The sequence below is a fragment of the Atribacterota bacterium genome, from assembly GCA_028703475.1.
Lineage (GTDB): Bacteria > Atribacterota > Phoenicimicrobiia > Phoenicimicrobiales > Stramentimicrobiaceae > JAQVMU01.
Window position 1 is genome coordinate 4,877 of the sequence record JAQVMU010000049.1, and the last position, 8,113, is coordinate 12,989.

At 35.2% G+C, this 8,113-nt stretch carries 6 protein-coding genes and 1 riboswitch; all 6 genes read left to right on the top strand.

The window, feature by feature from the left end:
* The first annotated feature begins 65 nt into the window (after nucleotides 1–65).
* Nucleotides 66–1,115 carry a M42 family metallopeptidase gene (locus tag PHQ99_06065; protein MDD4289134.1) on the top strand — a complete coding sequence of 350 codons (1,050 nt, stop codon included), beginning with the start codon at nucleotides 66–68 and terminating at the stop codon, nucleotides 1,113–1,115.
* A gap of 110 nt (nucleotides 1,116–1,225) precedes the next feature.
* Nucleotides 1,226–1,816, top strand: coding sequence for an endonuclease III domain-containing protein (locus tag PHQ99_06070; protein ID MDD4289135.1), 591 nt, complete (start codon nucleotides 1,226–1,228; stop codon nucleotides 1,814–1,816).
* A gap of 191 nt (nucleotides 1,817–2,007) precedes the next feature.
* The gene (locus PHQ99_06075; GenBank protein MDD4289136.1) at nucleotides 2,008–3,156 is read left to right on the top strand and encodes an HD domain-containing protein; all 1,149 of its coding nucleotides are present in this window, start codon (nucleotides 2,008–2,010) and stop codon (nucleotides 3,154–3,156) included.
* 427 nt (nucleotides 3,157–3,583) lie between these two features.
* Nucleotides 3,584–5,077: a M23 family metallopeptidase gene (locus PHQ99_06080; protein ID MDD4289137.1), complete on the top strand. Its 1,494-nt coding sequence runs from the start codon at nucleotides 3,584–3,586 to the stop codon at nucleotides 5,075–5,077.
* A gap of 57 nt (nucleotides 5,078–5,134) precedes the next feature.
* Complete coding sequence (locus PHQ99_06085) at nucleotides 5,135–6,040, top strand: tetratricopeptide repeat protein (protein MDD4289138.1); 906 nt, start codon at nucleotides 5,135–5,137, stop codon at nucleotides 6,038–6,040.
* Between the two features lie 363 nt (nucleotides 6,041–6,403).
* Nucleotides 6,404–6,516, top strand: a riboswitch (cyclic di-GMP riboswitch).
* Nucleotides 6,517–6,644: 128 nt separating this feature from the next.
* The coding region (locus PHQ99_06090) for an InlB B-repeat-containing protein (GenBank protein ID MDD4289139.1) at nucleotides 6,645–8,113 on the top strand (1,469 nt) is incomplete at its 3' end.

Consider the following 8,113-nt stretch of genomic DNA (forward strand, 5'->3'; position numbering starts at 1 on the left):
ATAATGAAAAAATATGAATTAATAAAGTATAATTTAATCAGTAATTTTTGAAGGGAAGGAAGACTATGGAATTATTAAAAAAACTTTGTGAAGCACCAGGCATTTCCGGTTATGAAGGCCCTGTAACGGCTGTGATTAAAGAAGCATTACAGGGTATAAGTGATAATGTGGAAACAGATTGTCTGGGAAATGTGATTGCTTATAAAAAAGCTGCAGCTGAAAGTAAAGATAACAAAAAAAAGAAAGTAATGCTGGCTGCACATATGGACCAGATAGGATTTTTGGTTAAACATATTGACGGAAAAGGTTTTATAAGATTTGCCAGAATAGGTGGTTTTGATCCCAAGACCCTGGTAGCCCAACGGGTAATTGTGCATGGGAAAAAAGATTTGGTGGGCGTTATTGGTTCCAAGCCAATTCATGTTTTAGAGGAAGCGGAGAAAAAGAAAGCACCTGATTTCAAAGACTTTTTTATTGATGTAGGTTTAGACAAAAAGGAAGTAGAAGAATTAGTCCAGCGTGGTGATTATATTACTTTTGATAGAGATTTTGTACAGATGAATGACAAGACAGTGACCTCTATGGCATTAGATGACCGGGTAGGTGTATATGTACTCATAGAAGCTTTGAGAAGAGTAAAGGATAACCAGGTTGATATTTACGCTGTAGCCACTTCCCAGGAAGAAGTAGGTTTACGTGGGGCTCTTACTTCATCATACTCAATTGAACCGGATATAGGAATTGCCTTAGATGTAACAGTTGCTTTAGATACCCCGGGTATTAAGGAAGAGGAAATGATTTGCCAATTAGGCAAAGGTACTGCTATTTCTGTCATGAATTCCTCAATGATTGCTCATCGTGGGCTTTGCAATTTTTTGAAGAAACTGGCAGATGAGCATGGAATCAAATATCAGCTTGATGTTGCCGAAAGGGGAGGAACAGATGCCGGTTCTATGCAGAAGTCTCGCTGTGGTGTAATCACCGGGGGACTCTCTGTACCCTCCCGTTATATACATTCAGTAGTTGAGATGTGTCATATTGATGATATAGAAGCAACTATTCAGCTGATGGTTAAATTCCTGGAGAATATCCACAAGGCGGATTTTCTAAAATAAAATAAGTAAATTAATGGAAAAATATAGAGATAATGTCATTTATAAATAATCAGAATACAGGCTCAAGTCTATTATCAATACATCATTGTTTACTGGATTGTTTTGGACCAATGAATTGGTGGCCTGGGGATTCGGCGCTGGAGATTATGGTAGGAGCAATATTGACCCAGAATACTAATTGGAATAATGTTACAAAAGCTATAAAAAGATTGAAAAGTAAAGATTTACTAAATGTGAAATCCTTAATTAAAATTGATGAGCAGTATTTGGGCCAGTTAATAAAATCATGTGGTTATTATAATCTAAAAGCAAAGAGGCTTAAAAATTTCATCAGTTTTTTTTATCAGAAGTACCATGGCTCGATAGATTTATTATTCAATAATAACAATGACCTGTTCTCTTTAAGAGGGGAATTGTTATCAGTAAACGGTATTGGACCGGAAACTGCTGACAGCATCCTGCTGTATGCTGGTGAAAAACCTATTTTTGTAGTTGATGCCTATACCAGAAGAATATTCCAGAGGCATAAATATATTTCTTCTGAAGATAATTATGAACAGATTCAGCAATACTTTATGAAAAATTTGCCAATGGATTATAAGCTATATAATGAATTTCATGCTCAAATAGTGATGCTGGGTAAAAAATATTGTAAGCGGAATAATCCAAATTGTCAGGATTGCCCGCTGTCAGATTTTTAAATAGTAGCAATTAACCGAATTACTGTTTCTTAAGTTGCTTATTTACTATTAATTAGATAAAATGTTAATGTTAAATGTATTAAAATATTGATATCTGTACCAAAAATATAAATTTCAATTACATATCTACCTGTAAGACCCACAAGGCAAGTAAAAAAAAGAATAAAAACAGGAGTTATTATTTATAGATAATGAATGAAAAAGAATTCCAAAAATATATTCTTGATGCAGAAGATAAAAATTTATCATTATTTGCCACTAAAAATTCTGCTGCCCAAAGGCAAACAAGCACTTCTCATCCCCTAAGGGGCCCTTTTTCAAGGGATAGGGATCATATATTATATTCCGGATCTTTCCGCCGTTATATCGGGAAGACTCAGGTAATATACAATGCAGCCAGCTTTGATGAACAACTGGCAAACCGAAGTATCCATACATTGCAGGTTTCACAAATAGCTCGTTCTATCGGTAAGGTCTTGAAATTAAACCAGGATTTAATTGAAGCTATCGCCCTGGGACACGATTTAGGTCATGCGCCTTTCGGACATGATGGAGAAAGAATTTTACAGGAGATATGCGAAAAACACAATTTAGGTCTGTTTTTTCATAATGTTCACAGCTTAAGGGTAGTAGATGTTTTGTCTAATGCTAATCGTGGAATGAATTTAACCTTTCAGGTCAGGGATGGGATTATATCACATGATGGTGAGGTAAATGAAAATACTGTAAAACCGGATAAGAGTAAAACTGAAGAGGATATCCAGGATTACATCAGGAGAAAACAAAAGGGAGAAAAGGCAGTTATTTTCCCCTCAACCCTGGAAGGATGCCTGGTACGTTTTACTGATTCAATATCTTATATCGGGCAGGACTTTGAAGATGCTATACGTATTGGTTTAATAAAAAAAAAGGATTTACCGGAAGATATCAGGGATAAACTTGGAGACAATAACAGTGATATTATTGATACTTTAGTTCGAGATGTTATCGAGCAGTCATATGAAAAAAATGAAATAATGTATTCAAAAGATATTGCTGAATGTGTTTTTTTGCTTAAAACTTTTAATTTTAAACATATATATGAAAATAAGGCTTTGAAAAAGGAAAGAGAAAAAATAAGAAAAGCATTCTTTAGCCTTTTTGATTATTTTGTGAATGCAATTAAAGAGGGAAAAAAAGAGTCAATAGTTTACCGGGAATGGATTTTTAACAGGGGAGAAGATCAGGGCAAAGAATATCTGAATACTTATTCTCCTGAAGAAGTTGTGGTGGACTATCTTGCCTCAATGACGGATCGGTATTTCTTAAATGCTTATGAAAATTTGATATTGGGGAAGTAGTAACCTTTACCCTGGATGGAATATTCTATTATATATAGAAATTTAAAACCAATTTTTTGGTATTTTACAATACTCATAGTTAATCATAATTTTAGAAAAATATTTAAAATATTAAAATAACTATTATTCTATTTATTTAGTATTATGTTATAATAATTAAACTGAAAATTAAGACGCATATAAATTCTTATAATTATAAGAATAATTCTGAATTTAAATAACTGACAGCAGTTTGAAACATTACTGTTAACTGAGATTTAATCAAATAAATATATAGAAATATCGGAAAATAAATAATAAGGTTAAAAATAGAGGAATAAGATAGAAAAACACACTAACGTATTAATAAAATAATCATTTAGGAGTCAGTAGGTTGTCCATAAATAGATATAGCAATTTTTGTAAACAACGTAACACGAAGAGTTTTGTGAGGTCAAATAAGAAACGCACTCCAACTCAAAAAGGTTTATTAGGGATTGGAGCTTTATTAATAGTAATAGCAGGAATTAGCATATTATTTAATATACCATTTATGTCATTAGGACTGGAAGGGGAAGAAGAAAACAATCAAAACAGGAATACAGAGACAGGTTCAAATATAATAACTGATACCCTGACTACTACGTCAAATACATCTGTGTCCGCTGATAACAGGAGTCTCAGTCAGATGCAAACATATTCTGAGGAACAGTTGGCAAATAATTTATCTCAAGAAAACAGCAGTTCTATTAAGGGATTGCAAGAAATTCGGGATGAACTTGATAAGATTGCCCAGCAACAGGAACAACTGAATATTGATGAGTTTCGTTTGAAATATAATTATTTGCAAAGGGAAGACATTCAAAGAGTTTCCGGAAATTTAAATGCCGGAGAAACACTTTATCAGCATCTGGTAGATCATAACATTTCCCCTACAGAAATTTTACGTTTACAGGAAATAGTTAAACCAGTAGTGGATATCAGTTATATGAATATTGGAACAAAATTCACTGTTCATTATAATAGTGAAGGAAAGATAATCCAGTTTGATTATCAGCCGAATCAGCTTGATGTATATCATATTAAAATTCCTCAAAATGAACTGGACAATATAGAAGTGAATAAAGATGAGATATACCGAGAGATAGTCTGTTTTGAAGGCGAAATAAAGAGCTCTTTATATGAATCTATGGTTGAGTTTTGTAATTCCGGCCAATTAGCTGTACAGCTTGCTGAGATATTTGCCTGGGATATTGACTTTTTAACTGAATGCCAACCTGGAGATAGCTTTAAAATTATGGTAGAAAAACTATACCGTGGAGATTTTTACCGGTGGGGAGATATACTGGCAGCAGTCTATGAAGGTGAAATGCTCAGCACTCATACAGCCATACTTTTTGAAGACTCAAGTGGTTCCAATAATTATTATGATTCTGAAGGAAGATGTTTACAAAAAGCTTTTTTAAGGGCACCATTGGATTATAAATATATAAGTTCTCATTATACTGAAAGCAGACTTCATCCCATTTTAAGAATTCATCGGCCACATCGTGCCATAGATTATGCCGCTCCAACCGGGACTCCTATAGTAACTATCGGAGCAGGTACAGTAATTTCAAAATATTATGACCAGGGTGGTTACGGAAATTATGTAGAAATAAGACACGTTAATGGTTATGTAACCGGTTACGGGCATTTATCAAAATTTGCCCAGGGTTTGCAGGTTGGACAAAGAGTGGAGCAGGGGGAAATTATCGGGTATGTTGGTGCTACCGGCCTTGCTACCGGCCCTCATCTTGATTTTTCCATAAGCAAGGATGGAGTTAGATTTAATTTCCTGGATTTGGAGATGCCACCAGCCAGCTCAATAAGCGCAGATTACAGAAATGAATTTGATATGGTTAAGGAAAATTATCTTTCTATTTTGCAGGAAAATATATAGAATATTATTAAGAGATTAATTTAAAATATTTTTCCCAGAAAAAGGAGGGAAATGATTATGAGATCAAAGAAGTTTATTTTTAAAGTCATTGTACTTTTATTACTATCAATCGCATTTCAGGCTTTTATGCTTACTGGCGCTGCCCAGGATGTTGAAATATTCAGTCAAACCGATGCCGAAGCAGTAGAATTATTACAAAAAGCCGTAGGCAAGATGGAAGAGGCATTAGATACATATCAGGCGCATTATCCAGGCAGGGTGTTATGGGCTGATGCAATCGATTATGCCCAGCAGGCATTGGAAATTGACCCTAATTTTATCGAAGGCAATTATTACCTGGCATTAATGTATCAACATACTAACTGGTATTACCGGGAAGCAGAACAGTGGAAGAGATATTTAGAATTAATTGAAAGAACTGACTTAACTTCTCCACAGGTCAAGCAGAACCTGGCTTATGCTTATTATCGACTGGGCTATAATTCTTATGAGAAGGGTGATAATGAGCAGAGTCTGATATTCTTTTTAAATTCAATAAGGGAATATCCGGACCTTATTGATTCCAATTATTGGGCAGCACGAGTATTTTATGAAGCTGATGATTTAGAAAATTCTTTATTCTACTGGAGAAGGGTTTTAGATTTAGATCCGGATTTCCCCAGGGCTCAGTATTTCCATGATAAAGTGCAGGCTTCTATTAAATATGGAAAAGAAGCATATAACTGGTATGAGAAGGCTTATAATTATTATGAAGGAAAGAATTACCAGCAGGCTATTGCTTCTTACCAGGAGGCGATTAGGCTAAATTCAAGATTTACCGAAGCATATTATTGGATGGCAAGAGTTTACTTTGAAACAGGTGATTATCGAAGGGCAGTTCAAAATTATCAAAGAGTTTTAGAATTAGAACCTGGCAATACCCAGGCAGAATACTGGCTAAAAGAAGCACAGAAAAAAATGTAATGAGAGAATCAGAAAATATAGAATTTAATTATATTAAATATAGATAAAATTATTTATGAATTGTGGATATTTTTATGCACAACTATTAAAAGTTTCTTGATTTTTTTTATAATAAATGTTATAAGTAGACATAAGTATAACTATTTATAACAATATAAAGAAATCGAATATTAAGTGTGATTAAAAATATAATAGATATGTATAAAAAATATCAAAAAATATTGTCTAAAATTATCTAATTTAGGGAATAAGAATTATATAAAACATTTTCAAAGCTGAATAAATTTTTGTCGTATTATATTAATAATTGCTGATGAAAAATATTTTACAAGGATGGTGATGTGTATCGAATCAAAAATAAAAAGTTGAAAAAGGTAAACTGTCTGAAAGGACAGGACGCAAAGTTTTGGGTCTAAGGTTTGTACAATTTTTAGCAACACAGAGTAAGTACAGACTATGATTGCCAAACTACCGACTTTTTGTTATTTATATTTACCCCTGCAGGTTATTCCTGAGGGGTTTTTTTGAACCACAGGTTTTTCTGAATAAACAGATACCAAATTAGGGTATCTCAATTAAAATATAAATAATAAAAAGGAGATTAATGATGAAAAATCTACGAGTTTTCTTTCCTATAGTTTTATTGGTTTTACTAACTATTGTACTGTCAAGCTGCCAGAGTGTTGTTCCTTCCCCTGGAGCAACCGATAATGAGCTTATGATAAGGGGCAAGATAAAAATGCCTTTTACCTGCTGTACTATTGAAGAGCCAATCTTTGAAGATGAAACAGGCCATTATACTGACAGCTGGTCTGTAATACCTGAAGCCGTTGTCGAGCTGAAAGACCTTGATGATTGTAATAATGTTTTGTCTACTACTTTTGCAGATGAAGACGGCTATTATGAATTTGATGATGTTGAACTGGGTATTTATATTGTAACTGCCTACTGCCCTGTTCCGGGACAAAAAAACTATGTATTTAAAGATGTAGTTGTAAAGGAAGACGGCCAGTTTAATTATGCCGGTATCCCGGATTGTGATTCCACATCATTAGCCCTAATACTTGAATATTTAAATGATTGCTTTAAGAATACTACCTGCTTTAAAATGAATTCTGATATCCATCGTTTGGTAAAGAGTATATCTGCAGATATAAGTGACATGAGTGTCCTGGATATTATAGAGGAAGCCGAGCTGGGAACTCTACATGAAGATTTTGGTAATTTTATAGACGCCGATGATGAAGATTTGGTAGACCTGGTCTGTAATCAATTAATGGGATGCTGCATAGGCCCCGGATTTACTCCACAACCAGGACCTCCACCAGCTGTTGTTACTTACAGCTTAACCTTAGGAGTAAATCCTGAGGGTGCAGGAACAGCATCTGGTGCTGGAGACTATAATGCCAATAGTACAGCTAACATCTCAGCATCTGCTAATGAAGGTTGGCAGTTTGTTAACTGGACAGGTGATGCTACCGGAACAAACCCTGGTACTTCAGTTTTAATGAATGGAAATAAATCAGCTACTGCTAACTTTGAGGCAATCCCGACTTACACTGTGACCTTTGTCGCAGGTGATAATGGAAGCATTACCGGAACAGCTGAATTTCCTGGCATCCTAAGCGGAACAGCCTGGGGTGATGCAGTAACAGTACCGACCCCTGTCCCGGATTCCGGTTATGAGTTTGACAACTGGACACCGACATTCCCGGAAACTGTAACCGCAGATGCAACCTTTACTGCCAACTTTAAAGAAGCCGGTGATATAACGATCAACTATGTAGCAAACACAGGCGGCAGCGTTAATCCTGCTAGCGAGACCTTAGCTCCGGCAACAGGTGTCGCTTCCGGCTCGACTGCAACCGCAGATACCGGTTATGTATTTGTTAACTGGACTGATGCCAGCGACACTGTAGTTGGCACCGATCCTTTATTCGTACCCGCAAAAGTAGGCGGACTGAATGTGGCAGCTACCTATTATGCTAACTTTGTAGGTGAGTGTGAAGGCAATACCCCGCCAAAGAATGTAAGTTTAGACAACTTAACAGCAATAGCCGGCCAGGCATATAT

What these genes read in the sequence shown, in the direction of transcription:
- PHQ99_06065 (MDD4289134.1), top strand. Translation starts at nt 66, where the DNA reads ATGGAATTATTAAAAAAACTTTGTGAAGCACCAGGCATTTCCGGTTAT.
- PHQ99_06070 (MDD4289135.1), top strand. Translation starts at nt 1,226, where the DNA reads ATGAATTGGTGGCCTGGGGATTCGGCGCTGGAGATTATGGTAGGAGCA.
- PHQ99_06075 (MDD4289136.1), top strand. Translation starts at nt 2,008, where the DNA reads ATGAATGAAAAAGAATTCCAAAAATATATTCTTGATGCAGAAGATAAA.
- PHQ99_06085 (MDD4289138.1), top strand. Translation starts at nt 5,135, where the DNA reads ATGAGATCAAAGAAGTTTATTTTTAAAGTCATTGTACTTTTATTACTA.